Consider the following 16,263-nt stretch of genomic DNA (forward strand, 5'->3'; position numbering starts at 1 on the left):
AAAGCAATGTAAAGCTGACTAAATTCCAACCCAATGTTATTTACGATACAAAATAGCCTGTGAATACCATTGGCCTGTCACGATGGTTTCATCCACTAATAAAACCACGTAGTAATCAGCTTTAGCCGCGACGGCTTTGTCACGGATCTCTGCCAGCGCATCATCCGGAGAGCCTCTTACCAGCGCGCTGACCGTTCCTATTCGCTGTAACCCATTACTCTGGTCACGGCGGATCTCCTGCGGGTGGTCGGCAACGGGCGGTGCGGGTTGCGGCGTTCCCTGTAGCACGCTACAGGCGCTTAAAAGCATCACCAGCAATAAAGAGGCAAACCGACGCATAACTCTATCTCGTTTCCTGATAGCCATAGTGTAGTGCCTTATCAATTTCCCTTTAGGGGAATGTTCCCGAAGTGTTATCTCTCACGCGATTTTCGAATGAAAATGTTGCGAAAGCGTAACCCAGTTCTCAACATTATGAATCATTGCCGAACACATTCGCTTGCGTTAAGTATTGCTGCATGGCATACCAGAAAAAAAGAGGCGACAAATGATCGAAATTGAAACACGACAGTTGGCTGGTATCCCTGTCCTGCACGCCGTGCCGGCTGGCAAACGCGAGTGTTCACTCCCTTGCATTATTTTCTATCACGGGTTTACATCTTCAAGTCTGGTCTATAGCTATTTTGCCGTTGCTCTGGCTCAGGCCGGATTCCGGGTTGTCATGCCAGATGCGCCCGACCATGGTGCCCGCTTCAACGGTGATGCTCAGGAGCGAATGTTCCGCTTCTGGCATATATTGCAGCAAAACATGCAGGAGTTTACGACGTTACGTGCGGCGCTGGTGGCGGAAAATTGGCTATCAGATGAAAGACTTGCTGTTGCGGGGGCGTCGATGGGAGGCATGACGGCGTTGGGCATTATGGCCCGCCATCCCGAGGTTAAATGTGTAGCCAGCCTGATGGGTTCGGGCTATTTTACCCGTCTTGCACAAACGCTTTTTCCCCCTTTACGGGTCCAGACGCCAGAGCAGCAGGCAGAGTTCGATGCCATTATCGCACCGCTCGCCGAATGGGACGTTACGCATCAGCTACAACGCCTGGCCGACAGACCGTTGCTGTTGTGGCATGGACAGGAGGACGATGTGGTGCCCGCGGTTGAAACCTTCCGCTTACAGCAGGCGCTGATTCAGGCAGGGCTGGATAACAATTTAACCTGCCTGTGGGAAGCGGGCGTACGCCACCGCATCACGCCAGAGGCGCTGGCAGCGACGGTAACGTTTTTTCGCCAGCACCTTTAAACGCGCACGATGCTTACGCCCTGAGCTTCAAGTTGTTGCAGAATCTCAGGGTTAGCATTTTTGCCGGTAATGAGCATATCGATTTGATCGGCGCGACTGAACAGCATCCCCGCGCGTTCACCGACCTTACTGCTATCGACCAGCACCACCAGTTTACCCACTACGTTAAGCATCTTCTGCTCAGCCATCGCGGTTAGCATATCGGTTTTATACAGTCCGTCCGCGGTCAACCCTTTACCGCTGGTAAACATCCAGTGTCCGGCATACAGGCTATTTTCGCTGCCTTGCGGACTAAGCGTGATGGACTGGCTTTTGTTGTATTGCCCTCCCATGATGATCACGCTGTCATGCTCCTGGTCGATCAGATAGTTCGCCAGCGGCAGATAATTGGTGATGATCTGCACCGGCTTGCCGCACATTTCACGACCAAGCAGGAAGGCGGTTGATCCACAGTTGATCACCACGCTTTCACCCGCATTTACAAGTTGGGATGCGGCCTTGGCAATGCGAACTTTTTCATCGTGGTTCTGCGCCTGATGCAGATTCATAGGTGTCCAGCGCGGACGTTGCTGGGTGATGGCTTCTGCGCCATTGCGGACTTTCTTGAGTTTGCCGCTTTCGTCGAGTTTATTGATGTCCCGGCGTGCTGTGGCTGGTGAAATCCCCAGACGCTCAATCACGTTCTCAACGGTAACAAAGCCCAACTGCGCCAGCATATCCAGCAATATTTGATGTCTTTGTGCTTCAGTCATGAGCTATTCCGATACAAATTGATTTGAAAAGATGATATTTGAAATAGCCTGGAAATACTAAAGTAAATGGGAAAAAATGCCGGAATAGACCGGCATTTTGTAGGGGTCACAAGAAGGATTTAAACGGCAGATCCGGTTCAATCGTGAAGCAGTCATCAAAGCCGCGCGGATAGTGATATTCAAAGTTATCTTTGTCCAGCGGCCAGGTGAACTTACCGCCCACCTGCCAGATAAACGGCTTAAAGCCATACTTCAGTCGATCTTTTTTCATCTCCCACAGTACGCGGATCTCCTGAGGGTCGGCCTGGAAGTTTGACCAGATGTCATGATGGAAAGGGATCACCACTTTCGTATTCAACGCTTCCGCCATGCGCAGCATGTCGGAGCTGGTCATTTTGTCCGTAATCCCGCGCGGATTCTCACCATAGGAGCCGAGCGCAACGTCGATCTGGTGCTCGTTGCCATGCTTTGCGTAGTAGTTAGAGTAGTGCGAGTCTCCGCTGTGGTACAGCGTACCGCCCGGTGTTTTGAACAGGTAGTTTACCGCACGTGCATCCATACCATCCGGCAGCACACCTGCCGCTTTTTGATCGGCAGGCAGCGTGATTAATGCCGTACGATCAAACGCGTCAAGCGCATGAATTTCAATATCTTTCACTTTCACCACATCGCCTGGTTTTACCACGATGCAGCGCTCTTTTGGCACACCCCAACCCATCCACAGATCCACACAGGTTTGCGGCCCGATAAATGGCACGTCATCGGCGCAGTTTTGCATGACGGCGGCCGCGACATTCACGTCGATGTGATCGTTATGATCGTGTGTCGCCAGCACTGCATCGATCTGTCGAATTGCAAACGGATCAAGAACAAACGGCGTGGTGCGCAGGTTTGGCTGCAGTTTCTTCACCCCAGCCATGCGTTGCATCTGGTGGCCGGTTTTCATTAGCGGGTTACCGTGACTCTGTTTACCCGTTCCGCACCAGAAATCGACGCAAATGTTCGTCCCGCCTTCCGACTTCAGCCAGATGCCGGTACAGCCAAGCCACCACATAGCGAATGTGCCCGGGGCGACCTGCTCCTGTTCGATCTCTTCATTCAGCCAACTTCCCCACTCCGGGAATGTGCTCAGGATCCATGATTCACGCGTGATGCTTTTTACTTTACTCATCGCATTTACCTTCATATTTATTCAGATTAAGTCAATTTATGATTTGTTTTGATTGATATTGACATCATTTTTTCAAGAAGGCAATGCGTTGATTTTTGGTGTTCAGCGGGGAAATGTGAGCAAATCACAGCGTGACAGGATGGTTTACTTGAGTGTTTGTTTTGTATTTTATTGTTTTAATAGAGTTTATTTTGGAAGTGATTAATTAGAAGTAAAGCCACTCTGCAAGTGTGTGAATTATTTGCGTACTGCATCACATTTAATCAAATTCAATCTTGTTGTGATTACTTTTGAAAATTAGAGTGAGGGCACAACATCCTGGGCATCTGTAATGAATGTTCAGCAACTTCGTCTACTGGAGATCGTTATGGAGATCCTCTACAACATCTTTACCGTCTTTTTTAATCAGGTTATGACCAACGCGCCCTTGCTGTTGGGTATTGTGACCTGTCTTGGTTACATCCTGCTGCGTAAAAGCGTCAGCGTTATTATCAAAGGCACGATCAAAACGATTATCGGTTTTATGTTGCTGCAAGCGGGATCGGGCATTCTGACCAGCACGTTTAAACCGGTGGTGGCGAAGATGTCCGAAGTTTACGGTATCAATGGTGCGATTTCCGATACCTATGCCTCCATGATGGCAACCATCGAACGTATGGGCGATGCCTATAGTTGGGTGGGTTATGCTGTGCTGTTGGCGCTGGCGCTGAATATTTGTTACGTACTGCTACGGCGTATTACCGGCATTCGCACCATCATGTTGACCGGCCACATAATGTTCCAGCAGGCGGGCCTGATTGCCGTCTCTCTCTACATCTTCGGTTACCCGATGTGGACCACCATCATCTGCACCGCGGTGCTGGTGTCGCTCTACTGGGGCATTACCTCCAATATGATGTACAAGCCGACGCAGGAAGTGACCGACGGCTGCGGTTTCTCCATCGGTCACCAGCAACAGTTCGCTTCATGGATTGCCTACAAAGTCGCGCCTTATCTGGGTAAGAAAGAGGAGAGTGTTGAAGATCTGAAGCTGCCGGGCTGGCTGAATATCTTCCATGACAACATCGTTTCTACCGCGATTGTTATGACCCTCTTCTTCGGCGCGATCCTGCTCTCTTTCGGCATTGATGTGGTTCAGGCGATGGCGGGTAAAACCCACTGGACGGTCTATATTCTGCAGACCGGTTTTTCGTTTGCCGTCGCTATTTTCATCATCACTCAGGGCGTACGTATGTTCGTTGCTGAGCTTTCAGAAGCGTTCAACGGTATCTCTCAACGTCTGATCCCGGGTGCAGTGCTGGCTATCGACTGCGCGGCGATTTATAGCTTTGCGCCCAACGCGGTGGTCTGGGGCTTTATGTGGGGCACCATCGGCCAACTGATTGCGGTGGGCATCCTGGTGGGTTGCGGCTCTTCTATTCTGATTATCCCTGGCTTTATTCCGATGTTCTTCTCGAACGCGACTATCGGCGTGTTTGCTAACCACTTTGGCGGCTGGCGCGCGGCACTCAAGATTTGCCTGGTGATGGGGATGATCGAAATCTTCGGCTGCGTCTGGGCGGTGAAGCTCACCGGGATGAGCGCCTGGATGGGCATGGCGGACTGGTCAATTCTGGCGCCGCCGATGATGCAGGGCTTTGCCTCCATCGGCATCGTGTTTATGGCCGTCATTATTCTGATTGCACTGGCTTATATGTTTTTCGCAGGACGCACCTTGCGCGCTGAGGAAGACGCAGAAAAACAACTGGCAGAACACTCTGCTTAATAAGGAGTTCCGATTATGACCGTACGTATTTTGGCTGTATGTGGCAATGGGCAGGGGAGTTCCATGATCATGAAGATGAAGGTGGATCAGTTTTTAACCCAGTCAAATATTGACCATACGGTAAACAGTTGCGCAGTAGGTGAATACAAAAGTGAACTGAGCGGCGCGGATATCATCATCGCTTCTACCCATATTGCCGGTGAGATTACCGTATCGGGCAATAAATATGTTGTTGGCGTACGCAACATGCTGTCTCCCGCCGATTTTGGACCAAAACTGCTGGAAGTGATCAACGCGCATTTCCCTCAGGACGTGAAGTAAGGAGGCGGCCTATGAAATTACGTGATTCGCTGGCAGACAATAACGCCATCCTTTTACAGGCCGAGGCCAGCTCCTGGCAGGAAGCGGTAAAGCTGAGCGTGGATCTGCTGGTTAAGGCTGATGTGGTTGAACCACGCTACTACCAGGCCATCCTCGACGGAGTCGAACAGTTCGGCCCGTATTTCGTGATTGCGCCCGGCCTGGCAATGCCGCACGGCCGTCCGGAGGAAGGGGTCAAGAAAACCGGTTTTGCGCTGGTGACGCTGAAAACACCGCTGGTGTTTAACCACGAAGATAACGACCCGGTCGACATCCTGATCACCATGGCGGCAGTAGACGCCAACACACATCAGGAAGTCGGCATCATGCAGATCGTGAATCTCTTTGACGATGAAGCCAATTTCGACCGTTTACGCGCCTGCCGCACCGCGCAGGAAGTGCTGGATTTAATTGATAACGCCACTGCGGTGGCTGTTTAAAAGGATACCAAAATGTCATTACCTATGTTGCAGGTTGCGCTGGATAACCAATCAATGTCTTCCGCCTATGAAACGACGCGTCTGATTGCCGAAGAGGTCGATATCATTGAGGTGGGCACGATTCTTTGCGTGGCAGAGGGGGTGCGCGCCGTACGCGATCTGAAGGCGCTTTATCCGCATAAAATTGTGCTGGCGGATGCCAAAATCGCCGACGCGGGTAAAATCCTCTCGCGCATGTGTTTCGAAGCCAATGCTGACTGGGTTACCGTCATCTGCTGCGCGGATATCAACACCACCAGGGGGGCGCTGGAGGTGGCGAAAGAATTTAATGGCGACGTGCAGATTGAACTGACTGGTTACTGGACCTGGGAGCAGGCGCAGGAGTGGCGTGACGCGGGCATTGGGCAAGTGGTATATCACCGCAGCCGTGACGCGCAGGCGGCGGGTGTGGCATGGGGAGAGGCAGATATTAGCGCCATCAAACGCCTTTCTGATATGGGCTTTAAGGTCACCATCACCGGCGGCCTGGCGCTGGAGGATCTGCCGCTGTTCCGGGGGATCCCTATCCACGTCTTTATTGCCGGACGCAGCATTCGCGATGCTGCCTCTCCGGTAGACGCTGCGCGTCAGTTCAAACGTTCCATCGCCCAACTGTGGGGATAAGGAGCGACTATGTTGTCGAAACAGGTCCCGCTCGGTATCTATGAAAAAGCGCTCCCCGGCGGGGAGTGCTGGCTGGAACGCTTGCAGCTGGCGAAGGAACTGGGCTTTGATTTTGTTGAAATATCTGTTGATGAGACCGACGATCGCCTGGCGCGTCTTGACTGGCGCCGCGAGCAGCGACTGGCGCTGGTGGCCGCTATCGCTGAGACAGGGATACGCGTACCGTCCATGTGCCTGAGCGCTCATCGTCGTTTCCCGCTTGGCAGTGAAGATGATGCGGTGCGCGAACAGGGGCTGGAGATCATGCGTAAAGCCATTCAGTTTGCGCAGGATATCGGTATTCGCGTTATTCAACTGGCGGGTTACGACGTCTATTACCAGCAGGCCAATAACGAAACGCGTCGTCGGTTTCGCGATGGGCTGAAAGAGAGTGTGGAGATGGCGAGCCGCGCGCAGGTGACGCTGGCGATGGAAATCATGGATTATCCGCTGATGAATTCGATCAGCAAGGCACTGGGTTATGCCCACTATCTCAACAATCCGTGGTTCCAGCTGTATCCCGATATTGGCAATTTGTCGGCGTGGGATAACGACGTGCAGATGGAGCTGCAGGCTGGGATGGGTCATATCGTTGCCGTACACGTGAAGGATACCAAACCTGGTGTATTCAAAAATGTGCCGTTTGGTGAAGGGGTTGTTGAGTTCGAACGTTGTTTTGCGACGCTCAAACAGAGTGGGTACTGCGGACCATACCTGATTGAGATGTGGAGTGAAACGTCGGACGACCCGGCACGTGAAGTCGCGAAGGCGCGCGACTGGGTGAAGGCGCGAATGGCCAGCGCAGGTCTGGTGGAGGCGGTGTAATGCAAAAACTTAAACAGCAGGTTTTTGAGGCCAATATGGATTTGCCGCGCTACGGGCTGGTGACGTTCACCTGGGGGAACGTCAGCGCCATTGACCGCGAGCGCGGGCTGGTGGTGATTAAGCCTAGCGGCGTCGACTACCAAACGATGCAGGTAGATGACATGGTGGTTGTGGATCTGGCCGGCAACGTAGTGGAAGGGCGCTATCGTCCTTCTTCTGATACCGCCACCCATCTGGAGCTGTATCGCCGCTATTCTTCTCTCGGCGGCGTGGTGCACACCCACTCAACCCACGCGACGGCATGGGCGCAGGCGGGTCTGGCAATTCCCTCTCTTGGCACGACGCATGCGGATTACTTCTTTGGCGATATTCCCTGCACCAGGGCGTTAACTGAAGCTGAAGTTCAGGGCGAGTATGAGCTAAATACCGGTAAGGTGATTGTCGAAACGCTGGGGGAGGTGGAACCTTTGCATACGCCTGGCATAGTGGTGTACCAGCATGGCCCGTTTGCCTGGGGCAAGGATGCTCACGATGCGGTACATAACGCCGTGGTGATGGAGGAAGTGGCAAAAATGGCATGGATTGCGCGTGGTATTAATCCGGCTCTTAGCCCCATCGACAGCTATCTGATGAATAAGCATTTCATGCGTAAGCACGGTCCAAACGCCTATTACGGACAGAAGTAACGACTAAGTCCTGGAGCCCAATCATTCAGGGGATGTTATTGATCTGGCTGTAGGACTTTTTTGCAAAAAAAGCCCCCTGTGAAGGGGGCAAATTAAACTGCGGCAATGTTCTCGTTGGTTATTTCTGGTGCTAGCGGTAAATATCTGCACTGGCGTGCATATTTCCGTTACTACCGGGTTCCCTGGTGAGGATCACGTGGTAGTAGGTTGCGCCTTGCGCATCGGTCTCTTCATTCAGGGCCTGAGTGGCTTCACTTTCAGTGGCGAAGTTATGATTTATGTAAATGACGCCTAAGCTCTGCACATCATCCATATTCCTGGCCTGATGATTGTCAATTTTGATGGCTGCCGTTGCATTTGCACTAAGCAAAAGCATAGCCAGAAGGGTCAAAACACGGGCTCGCATATGTACCTCCTCGACTGCGGTCTCTGGTTGCCTCTCTCCTGTGAGTGATTAGCTTCTGATGTAATTTTAACCGCTACCGGCGCAGTCGATAGCGACCATTTCTGATGCAGTTGTTCAAAAAATTACCGCATGACCATCTTTTCTTTTATTAACAGGCCGCTGGTGTGTACCGCTGCGGTCAAAAATACCTGTCTTTCGCGCATAAGCACTTACCAAATAGTCAATTTAATCGGGTGAGTACGCCGTTTATAGTGAGCTGGATAATTAATATAACTTTATGATAATAAGGCAAAAACTTATGGATACTTCATTCATGGATTTCAGCTACTTTGTGATTATGTTTATGGTCGCGCTGGTGGCAGGCTTTATTAACGTGGTGTCGGGCGGCGGTGGTTTTCTCTCGATTGGCGCACTGTTAATTTCTGGTTTACCCCCGGCGAATGCGCTGGCAACCAATAAAATTCAGGCGCTGGGCAGCTCGCTGACCTCCGGGATTTATTTTTTACGCCGGGGGCATATCAACGTGCAGGAGCACAAGTATGTGTTTTTATCTGCCTTTATCGGTTCTGCGATGGGAACGACGCTTATCCAGTTCATTGAACCGGAACTGCTGAAGAAACTGCTCCCGATCCTGATTATCGCGGTCGCCATCTACTTTATTTTTGCGCCAAATCTCAGCGAACCGAAAAGAAAGCAGCAGGTATCCCTGTTTCTCTTCTCGTTGATCGGCGGGGGATGCATTGGTTTTTATGACGGCTTTCTCGGTGCCGGGGCTGGCTCCTTTTATACCCTCAGCTATATCCTGCTGTGGGGATACAGCATCGATAAGGCGCAAATTCACTCGAATTTTATTAACCTGGCGTCCAACATCGCCTCGATATTGTTCTTCATTTTTGGCGGTAAAATGATCTGGTCGCTGGGGCTGGTGATGTTTGCCGGGCAGTCCCTCGGCGCACGTCTTGGCGCGACGGTCGTACTAACGCGCGGCAAGAAAGTTATCCGACCCATGATTGTCATTGTCTCCATTTGCATCAGCGTCAAAATGCTGCTGGATATGTATTAATGGCGACATGATAAATAATCGTACAATTACCTTGAGTTTAGTGGCAGGCGCCAGTATTATGACGCGTCAATTTTTCAGCCGACCTTTAACACGTTCCTTGCCTCCCCGGGCCTCGGCTGACCCAGACAGGAGGCTGAATAATCCGTAAGGAGCAATTCGATGCGTCATTACGAAATCGTTTTTATGGTCCATCCTGACCAGAGCGAACAGGTTCCGGGTATGATCGAACGCTACACTGCTGCCATCACTGGTGCAGAAGGCACGATCCACCGTCTGGAAGACTGGGGCCGCCGTCAGCTGGCTTACCCGATCAACAAACTGCACAAAGCTCACTACGTTCTGCTGAACGTTGAAGCGCCGCAGGAAGTGATCGATGAGCTGGAAACTACCTTCCGCTTCAACGATGCCGTTATCCGCAGCATGGTTATGCGTACTAAACACGCTGTTACCGAAGCATCTCCGATGGTTAAAGCGAAAGACGAGCGTCGTGAACGTCGCGATGATTTCGCTAACGAAACCGCAGATGATGCTGAAGCTGGGGATTCTGAAGAGTAATTTCTGATGACCAACCGTCTGGCGTTGTCCGGCACCGTGTGCAGGGCTCCCCTTCGAAAGGTCAGTCCATCAGGAATTCCTCATTGCCAGTTCGTGCTTGAGCATCGTTCTGTGCAGGAGGAAGCCGGGTTTCACCGGCAGGCGTGGTGCCAAATGCCCGTTATTATTAGCGGATACGAAAACCAGGCCATTACTCACAGTATAACGGTCGGTAGCGCAGTGACCGTTCAGGGGTTCATCTCTTGCCACAAGGCAAAGAACGGCCTGAGCAAAATGGTTCTGCATGCCGAGCAGATTGAATTGATAGATTCTGGAGACTAGCCATATGGCACGTTATTTCCGTCGTCGCAAGTTCTGCCGTTTCACCGCGGAAGGCGTTCAAGAGATCGACTATAAAGATATCGCTACGCTGAAAAACTACATCACCGAAAGCGGTAAGATTGTCCCAAGCCGTATCACCGGTACCCGTGCAAAATACCAGCGTCAGCTGGCTCGCGCTATCAAACGCGCTCGCTACCTGTCCCTGCTGCCGTACACTGATCGTCATCAGTAATCGGTCACGGTCCATTAATACGACTTTGAGAGGATAAGGTAATGCAAGTTATTCTGCTTGATAAAGTAGCAAACCTGGGTAGCCTGGGTGATCAGGTTAACGTTAAAGCGGGCTATGCTCGTAACTTCCTGGTACCACAGGGTAAAGCTGTTCCTGCTACCAAGAAAAACGTTGAATTTTTCGAAGCGCGTCGCGCTGAGCTGGAAGCTAAACTGGCTGACGTTCTGTCCGCTGCTGAAGCTCGTGCTGAGAAAATCAACGCACTGGAAACCGTAACCATCGCGTCTAAAGCTGGCGACGAAGGTAAACTGTTCGGTTCCATCGGTACTCGCGACATCGCTGACGCTGTAACTGCAGCTGGCGTTGAAGTAGCTAAGAGCGAAGTTCGTCTGCCGAACGGCGTTCTGCGTACCACTGGTGAGCACGAAGTGAGCTTCCAGGTTCACAGCGAAGTGTTTGCTAAGCTGACTGTAAACGTAGTTGCAGAATAAGTTTTTATTCTGATTACTGCGTAAAAGCGCCGGCCTTGTGTCGGCGTTTTGCTTTTCTGTTCCCTCCGCTTTTCGCTCTGGCTATTCTTTATCCTTTTCGGGATAATCATAAAAATAAAACATTATTTCAAAGTGGTGATGGAATGGAACCAACGCACCAACCTCTGTTTGCGCGTAAAAATGTTGTCTACCTGAGCGCAGCGTTCTGCTGCCTGCTGTGGGGGAGCGCCTATCCGGCGATCAAAAGCGGATATGAGATCTTCCAGATTGCCACGGATGACATTCCTTCAAAAATTGTCTTTGCCGGCTATCGCTTCCTGTTTGCTGGATTATTGCTGCTATTGCTGGCGGTGGCGCAGCGTAAACCGATTGGCCGGTTAAGCCCGCGTCAGTACGGTCAGCTCACGCTGTTGGGACTGACGCAAACCTCGCTGCAATACATCTTCTTCTATATTGGCCTGGCGTTCACGACGGGGGTGAAGGGGTCGATCATGAACGCGACCGGCACCTTCTTCAGCGTGCTGCTGGCCCATTTTATCTATCAGAACGACAAGCTGAGCTACAACAAAGTGCTGGGCTGTATCCTGGGCTTTACCGGCGTAATGGTGGTGAACTTTAGCAGCGGACTGGATTTTAACTTCAGCCTGTTAGGGGACGGTTCAGTGGTGATGGCGGCCTTTATTCTTTCTGCCGCCACGTTATACGGTAAACGCATTTCTCAGACGGTAGACCCGACGGTAATGACAGGATATCAGTTGGGTGTCGGCGGTCTGGCGCTGGTTATCGGCGGCTACGCTTTTGGTGGCACGCTGACCGTACACGGCGCGTCTTCAGTGGCGATTCTGGGCTACCTGACGTTACTCTCTTCGGTCGCTTTTGCGTTGTGGAGTATTCTGCTCAAGCATAACCGCGTGGGGATGATTGCGCCGTTTAACTTCCTGATCCCGGTTTCGGGGGCGGTTCTGTCGGCGATATTCCTCGGCGAAAACATTCTCGAATGGAAATATGCGCTGGCGCTGGTGCTGGTCTGTTCCGGGATCTGGTGGGTGAACAAGGTGAAGCGCTGACGCTTCACCTTAATGTCTGATGCGCTGTGTTTATCAGGTACACAGGTGTGCCGGTTAACGGGCGCGAATAAAACTGCCGTTAGGTTGTCGAGTAAACAGTACCTGCTGACCATTACCGGTATCAATGGTTAATCCCGTTACCACGCCGTTGGCATTCTGCCTGATTTGTACCATCTGGCCGTCTTTCAGGTTGCTCAGCGGTTTTCCGGCACCTTCAACCTGCGCCATTGCGTATACATCGGTTGGCGGGAGGTTATGGTCACGGAATACCTGCGCCAGCGTTTTGCCCGAGTCTACGCGATAGGAGCGCCACTGCTGCTCAATTCCACTATCCTGTTGGAAAGGTTGCGTCTGCGGCTGAGATTGCTGAGCCTGCGGCTGCGCGTCTGGTTCTCCTTCCTGGATTGGCTCTGGGGCAAGCGGAGCGACCTGGCCCGGATCGTTTTGCGGGGCGACCAACTGTGCCTGCAGTTGAGCTTCGGTCGGCGGCTGCGACTGTGACTGTAAATCCAGCTGAGCAGTACGCGTAACCACAGGGGCATCGCTGGTGTCACTGGAGGGCAGCAGGAAGCCTATCACCAGCACGATAGCAGCAATTATAATGCCGCGTCGGTGCATAGGCGGTAGCGGATCCATAATGCGAAAATTGTCCGGTGCATGCCAGATTTTCGCCAGGGTTGGTTTTAATTCAAAGCGCCCGGGCATGGCTTTCCTCCTGCTCCGCGTCTCGTTCCTCGATCATAGAGTATAGATGGCTAATGCTATGATGTTCGTCATATTACCCGCTTTCGTGACGTCAACGCGGGGTATTCCTATTGTTTATGTTTCCTCGCGATTTGTCATCTGTTCCCGAGACAAAGTTTTACCGGATGCGGCATGGCTGATATGCTGCCCGCTACTTTACATCCGATGAAAGGAAATATGATGGCTAACCCGACTTTTGACACTATCGAAGCGCAAGCAAGCTACGGCATTGGTTTGCAGGTAGGACAACAGCTGAGCGAATCCGGACTGGAAGGACTGTTGCCTGAAGCGCTGGTAGCGGGTATCGCTGACGCGCTGGAAGGTAAGCACCCGGCAGTGCCGGTTGATGTTGTGCATCGCGCACTGCGTGAAATCCACGAACGCGCTGATGCAGTACGTCGCGAGCGTTTCCAGGCTATGGCGGCTGATGGCGTCAAATATCTGGAAGAAAACCGTGAGAAAGACGGTGTGAACAGCACTGAATCCGGTTTGCAGTTCCGTGTTCTGACTCAGGGCGAAGGTGCTATTCCAGCGCGTACTGACCGCGTTCGCGTGCACTACACCGGTAAACTGATCGACGGTACCGTGTTTGACAGCTCTGTCGCACGCGGCGAACCGGCTGAATTCCCGGTTAACGGCGTGATCCCTGGCTGGATTGAAGCGCTGACCCTGATGCCGGTAGGTTCCAAATGGGAACTGACTATTCCTCAGGAACTGGCTTACGGCGAGCGTGGCGCTGGCGCGTCCATTCCTCCGTTCAGCACGCTGGTGTTCGACGTTGAGCTGCTTGAGATCCTGTAAGCAGTGACTTCTGTTCCCTCCGAGGCCGGGGGGAACAAAAAAATAGCGTGAAAAGCTATAGTTACGTGGTTGTCGATATTTTATTTTGCAAATGCCTCGTTAGCGTGTATTTTTGTGAGCTGATTCGCGCTATCAGAGTGATATGACACTCACTTTAAACATTAAATTAACATTATATCTAAATCTTAGTATTCATCCCGCCAATTCTTACCTAATATCGATGAGTCCTGATAATCAGGAACGTCGTATCATAGACACACTAAAGGCCGTAGAGCCTGAACAACACAGACAGGTACAGGAAGAAAAAACATGGTAGATCAGGTAAAAGTCGACGCCGCTGATGAGGCTTCGTCTGAACAGTCGCTACGGCGCAATCTCACAAACCGTCATATTCAACTTATTGCCATTGGTGGTGCTATTGGTACCGGCCTGTTTATGGGCTCTGGTAAAACCATCAGCCTCGCCGGACCGTCGATCATCTTTGTGTATATGATCATCGGTTTTATGCTGTTTTTCGTGATGCGTGCAATGGGTGAATTGCTGCTCTCGAATCTGGAGTACAAATCTTTTAGTGATTTCGCCTCTGACCTGCTCGGGCCATGGGCCGGGTATTTTACCGGCTGGACTTACTGGTTCTGCTGGGTTGTTACCGGGATGGCAGACGTTGTCGCCATTACGGCGTATGCGCAATTCTGGTTCCCCGAACTTTCAGACTGGGTCGCCTCGCTGGCGGTGATCGTGCTGCTGCTGAGCCTCAACCTTGCCACTGTAAAAATGTTCGGTGAGATGGAGTTCTGGTTTGCGATGATCAAAATCGTCGCCATCATCGGCCTGATTGTCGTTGGTCTGGTGATGGTGTTGACGCACTTCCAGTCGCCAACCGGCGTTCAGGCATCGTTCACGCATCTGTGGAATGACGGTGGCTGGTTCCCGAAAGGTCTGAGCGGCTTCTTTGCTGGCTTCCAGATAGCCGTGTTCGCGTTTGTGGGTATTGAGCTGGTGGGAACGACCGCTGCAGAAACCAAGGACCCAGAGAAATCTCTGCCGCGCGCCATTAACTCGATTCCGATCCGTATCATCATGTTCTACGTTTTTGCGCTGATCGTGATTATGTCCGTAACACCGTGGAGCTCGGTAGTGCCAACCAAGAGCCCATTCGTTGAACTGTTTGTGCTGGTCGGTCTGCCTGCCGCGGCGAGCCTGATCAACTTTGTGGTGCTGACTTCAGCTGCCTCTTCCGCAAACAGTGGCGTGTTCTCTACCAGCCGTATGCTGTTCGGCCTGGCACAGGAAGGCGTAGCGCCTAAAGCGTTTGCCAAACTGTCTAAACGCGCAGTTCCGGCGAAAGGTTTAACCTTCTCCTGTATCTGTCTGCTGGGCGGCGTGGTGATGCTTTACGTGAACCCGAGCGTGATTGGCGCGTTCACCATGATCACCACCGTGTCGGCGATTTTGTTCATGTTCGTCTGGACCATCATTCTTTGCTCGTACCTGGTGTACCGCAAGCAGCGTCCGCACCTGCATGAAAAATCAATCTACAAGATGCCGCTAGGCAAGCTGATGTGCTGGGTATGTATGGCGTTCTTCGTCTTCGTACTGGTACTGCTGACGCTGGAAGATGATACCCGTCAGGCGCTGATCGTGACGCCGCTGTGGTTCATCGCGCTGGGTCTGGGTTGGTTGTTTATCGGTAAGAAACGTATGGCAGGTATGCGTTAATTTTAGTGCCCGGTAGCGCGATGCTTACCGGGCCTGAATTCCGTAGGCCGGATACGCGTTAGCGCTATCCGGCGATATCTTTACTCCCCGGCGAGAGCTCGCGGGAACAACACATTATTTTCCAGACTGATGTGTTCCATCAAGTCGTCGATCATCTCGTTAATGCCGTTATACATGGCTTTCCAGGTGGTGCAGGCTTCTGGCGGCGGCGTCACGTTATGGGTGATGTGTTTGATCACTTCGACCAGTTCACCGGCATCGTCATGTTCGCTTTCCATCACGCTGATTGGTCCCATCGCCTGGCTACCCATGCCCTGTTTGATCATCGGGAACAGGATCTGCTCTTCTTTCATCATGTGGCTGGACAGCTCTTCATGCAGCATGGTCAGGTTTTTCGCCAGACCGCGTGGTACGTTCGGTTTATCTGCGTGAACGCGTTCAACTTTCGTGGCCTGCAGGATCAGTTCCGGTAGCTGTTCGCGGTGTCTGTCGTGATAACGCACGATGATATGATCGATGATTTCAGCCAGTGCCACGGTACGCCAGTCTTTCTCCAGCGGCTGTTCAGCCAACTGCGCGAGCTGTGCCTCAATAACGTCTAAATCCAGCTCTTTACGCGCAGCAGCGCGTGCCAGCGTTTGCTTACCGCCGCAGCAGTAATCCATATCGTATTTACGAAACAGGGCCGAAGCGCGAGGAATAGAGAGCGCCAGTTCACCTAAAGGTTGATCGCGATAAGACATTGCCGTTACCTCATTCTCAATAATATAAGATGCATTTTAAATGCAACTTATGACGAAGGATATAACCCTTTCGGGGTGGGGGTTTTTGTGAGGAATGTCACGAAAATTTCTTGTTTCGTTAAG

The 16,263-nt window shown here is 51.9% G+C and carries 21 protein-coding genes; 15 read left to right on the plus strand and 6 right to left on the minus strand.

Going from position 1 to position 16,263, the window contains the following annotated elements; genetic code table 11:
• Window positions 1-36: 36 nt before the first annotated feature.
• Entirely contained in the window at window positions 37-366 is a 330-nt protein-coding gene (gene bsmA, locus N0B36_RS09810; RefSeq protein ID WP_029139740.1) for a biofilm peroxide resistance protein BsmA, read from the minus strand.
• Between the two features lie 181 nt (window positions 367-547).
• Between bsmA and yjfP the strand changes: the two genes are divergently transcribed.
• On the plus strand, window positions 548-1,297 hold the full coding sequence (gene yjfP / locus N0B36_RS09815) for an esterase (RefSeq protein ID WP_016151422.1): 750 nt from the start codon (window positions 548-550) through the stop codon (window positions 1,295-1,297).
• Here the strand turns inward: yjfP and ulaR are convergent.
• Together ulaR and ulaG are read right to left on the minus strand one after the other, a co-directional pair.
• Window positions 1,294-2,049 (minus strand): HTH-type transcriptional regulator UlaR, encoded by a 756-nt coding sequence (ulaR, locus tag N0B36_RS09820; protein WP_016151423.1) that lies wholly within the window; start codon window positions 2,047-2,049, stop codon window positions 1,294-1,296. The two genes, yjfP and ulaR, sit on opposite strands and share 4 nt — an antisense overlap.
• Window positions 2,050-2,155: 106 nt before the next feature.
• Window positions 2,156-3,220, minus strand: coding sequence for an L-ascorbate 6-phosphate lactonase (gene ulaG / locus N0B36_RS09825; protein ID WP_049282114.1), 1,065 nt, complete (start codon window positions 3,218-3,220; stop codon window positions 2,156-2,158).
• Between the two features lie 367 nt (window positions 3,221-3,587).
• Here ulaG and ulaA point away from each other — a divergent pair, with 367 nt between their 5' ends.
• Genes ulaA through N0B36_RS09855 form a run of 6 tightly spaced genes read left to right on the plus strand, consistent with a single transcriptional unit; the run spans window position 3,588 to window position 7,998 of the window.
• Window positions 3,588-4,985, plus strand: a complete 1,398-nt coding sequence (ulaA, locus tag N0B36_RS09830; protein WP_016155515.1) for a PTS ascorbate transporter subunit IIC — start codon at window positions 3,588-3,590, stop codon at window positions 4,983-4,985.
• 15 nt (window positions 4,986-5,000) lie between these two features.
• Entirely contained in the window at window positions 5,001-5,306 is a 306-nt protein-coding gene (ulaB, locus tag N0B36_RS09835) for a PTS ascorbate transporter subunit IIB (protein ID WP_016151426.1), read from the plus strand.
• 11 nt (window positions 5,307-5,317) lie between these two features.
• Window positions 5,318-5,785: a PTS ascorbate transporter subunit IIA gene (gene ulaC, locus N0B36_RS09840; RefSeq protein ID WP_259687508.1), complete on the plus strand. Its 468-nt coding sequence runs from the start codon at window positions 5,318-5,320 to the stop codon at window positions 5,783-5,785.
• 12 nt (window positions 5,786-5,797) lie between these two features.
• Window positions 5,798-6,448 carry a 3-keto-L-gulonate-6-phosphate decarboxylase UlaD gene (locus N0B36_RS09845; RefSeq protein WP_259687510.1) on the plus strand — a complete coding sequence of 217 codons (651 nt, stop codon included), beginning with the start codon at window positions 5,798-5,800 and terminating at the stop codon, window positions 6,446-6,448.
• A gap of 9 nt (window positions 6,449-6,457) precedes the next feature.
• A complete protein-coding gene (locus N0B36_RS09850; protein ID WP_016151429.1) occupies window positions 6,458-7,312 on the plus strand; it encodes an L-ribulose-5-phosphate 3-epimerase in 855 nt (284 codons plus the stop codon).
• Complete coding sequence (locus N0B36_RS09855) at window positions 7,312-7,998, plus strand: L-ribulose-5-phosphate 4-epimerase (protein ID WP_259687512.1); 687 nt, start codon at window positions 7,312-7,314, stop codon at window positions 7,996-7,998. The genes N0B36_RS09850 and N0B36_RS09855 overlap by 1 nt, the downstream gene beginning before the upstream one ends.
• Before the next feature lie 130 nt (window positions 7,999-8,128).
• Here the strand turns inward: N0B36_RS09855 and yjfY are convergent, their stop codons facing one another.
• A complete protein-coding gene (gene yjfY, locus N0B36_RS09860) occupies window positions 8,129-8,404 on the minus strand; it encodes a DUF1471 family protein YjfY (RefSeq protein ID WP_016155520.1) in 276 nt (91 codons plus the stop codon).
• A 298-nt stretch (window positions 8,405-8,702) separates the two neighbouring features.
• Here yjfY and N0B36_RS09865 point away from each other — a divergent pair, with 298 nt between their 5' ends.
• The 6 genes from N0B36_RS09865 to N0B36_RS09890 all read left to right on the plus strand — a co-directional run bounded on the left by N0B36_RS09865 (window position 8,703) and on the right by N0B36_RS09890 (window position 12,133).
• Complete coding sequence (locus N0B36_RS09865; RefSeq protein ID WP_016151432.1) at window positions 8,703-9,467, plus strand: TSUP family transporter; 765 nt, start codon at window positions 8,703-8,705, stop codon at window positions 9,465-9,467.
• A gap of 159 nt (window positions 9,468-9,626) precedes the next feature.
• Window positions 9,627-10,022: a 30S ribosomal protein S6 gene (gene rpsF, locus N0B36_RS09870; RefSeq protein ID WP_016151433.1), complete on the plus strand. Its 396-nt coding sequence runs from the start codon at window positions 9,627-9,629 to the stop codon at window positions 10,020-10,022.
• Between the two features lie 6 nt (window positions 10,023-10,028).
• Window positions 10,029-10,343 carry a primosomal replication protein N gene (priB, locus tag N0B36_RS09875; protein ID WP_259687535.1) on the plus strand — a complete coding sequence of 105 codons (315 nt, stop codon included), beginning with the start codon at window positions 10,029-10,031 and terminating at the stop codon, window positions 10,341-10,343.
• Window positions 10,344-10,347: 4 nt separating this feature from the next.
• A complete protein-coding gene (gene rpsR / locus N0B36_RS09880; protein ID WP_000135199.1) occupies window positions 10,348-10,575 on the plus strand; it encodes a 30S ribosomal protein S18 in 228 nt (75 codons plus the stop codon).
• Between the two features lie 41 nt (window positions 10,576-10,616).
• Window positions 10,617-11,066: a 50S ribosomal protein L9 gene (rplI, locus tag N0B36_RS09885; protein WP_003025676.1), complete on the plus strand. Its 450-nt coding sequence runs from the start codon at window positions 10,617-10,619 to the stop codon at window positions 11,064-11,066.
• 143 nt (window positions 11,067-11,209) lie between these two features.
• Window positions 11,210-12,133 (plus strand): DMT family transporter, encoded by a 924-nt coding sequence (locus N0B36_RS09890; RefSeq protein ID WP_016151434.1) that lies wholly within the window; start codon window positions 11,210-11,212, stop codon window positions 12,131-12,133.
• Window positions 12,134-12,187: 54 nt separating this feature from the next.
• On the opposite strand, the gene N0B36_RS09895 is transcribed toward N0B36_RS09890, so the two are convergent.
• A complete protein-coding gene (locus tag N0B36_RS09895) occupies window positions 12,188-12,838 on the minus strand; it encodes a LysM-like peptidoglycan-binding domain-containing protein (RefSeq protein ID WP_016151435.1) in 651 nt (216 codons plus the stop codon).
• Between the two features lie 219 nt (window positions 12,839-13,057).
• Between N0B36_RS09895 and fklB the strand changes: the two genes are divergently transcribed.
• Together fklB and cycA are read left to right on the plus strand one after the other, a co-directional pair.
• Entirely contained in the window at window positions 13,058-13,678 is a 621-nt protein-coding gene (fklB, locus tag N0B36_RS09900) for an FKBP-type peptidyl-prolyl cis-trans isomerase (RefSeq protein WP_029139741.1), read from the plus strand.
• 309 nt (window positions 13,679-13,987) lie between these two features.
• On the plus strand, window positions 13,988-15,397 hold the full coding sequence (gene cycA / locus N0B36_RS09905; protein WP_259687546.1) for a D-serine/D-alanine/glycine transporter: 1,410 nt from the start codon (window positions 13,988-13,990) through the stop codon (window positions 15,395-15,397).
• Window positions 15,398-15,477: 80 nt separating this feature from the next.
• Here cycA and ytfE read toward each other — a convergent pair whose 3' ends face one another.
• Entirely contained in the window at window positions 15,478-16,140 is a 663-nt protein-coding gene (gene ytfE, locus N0B36_RS09910; protein ID WP_003025690.1) for an iron-sulfur cluster repair protein YtfE, read from the minus strand.
• Window positions 16,141-16,263 lie beyond the last annotated feature (123 nt).

The sequence above is a fragment of the Citrobacter sp. XY323 genome, assembly GCF_025106035.1.
Classification (GTDB): Bacteria; Pseudomonadota; Gammaproteobacteria; order Enterobacterales; family Enterobacteriaceae; genus Citrobacter; species Citrobacter braakii.